1 protein-coding gene is annotated in these 348 nt (G+C 47.1%); it reads left to right on the plus strand.

Annotated features, from left to right (window positions below; translation table 11 throughout):
- A partial coding sequence (locus J0A66_RS22210) for a M61 family metallopeptidase (protein ID WP_439098889.1) occupies window positions 1–348 on the plus strand: 348 nt, incomplete at both ends.

Below are 348 nucleotides of genomic sequence, written 5' to 3' on the forward strand. Positions count from 1 at the left end.
CACTGGATACTAGAAAGTAAAGGCCAGGCCTGTACCCTGATTTATCAGGTATATGCCTTTGACAGCTCGGTACGCACAGCCTATTTGGATGACAACCGGGCATTTTTTAATGGCACCAGCCTGTTCTTACAGATAGAAGAATTGGCCCACTGTCCACATCAACTCGACTTACGCTGTCCCGATGAACAATCTCATTGGCGGGTAGCGACTGGCCTTTGCCGCGCCGACGGTACAAGTAAATATGCATTTGGCTTATACCTTGCCACTAACTATGCAGAGTTAATTGATTGTCCGGTGGAAATAGGCCAGTTTGATGCCCTGGAATTTGAGGTATTGGGTATACCTCAT

It is taken from the genome of Bowmanella dokdonensis, assembly GCF_017254865.1.
In the GTDB taxonomy this organism is placed as follows: Bacteria; Pseudomonadota; Gammaproteobacteria; order Enterobacterales; family Alteromonadaceae; genus Bowmanella; species Bowmanella dokdonensis.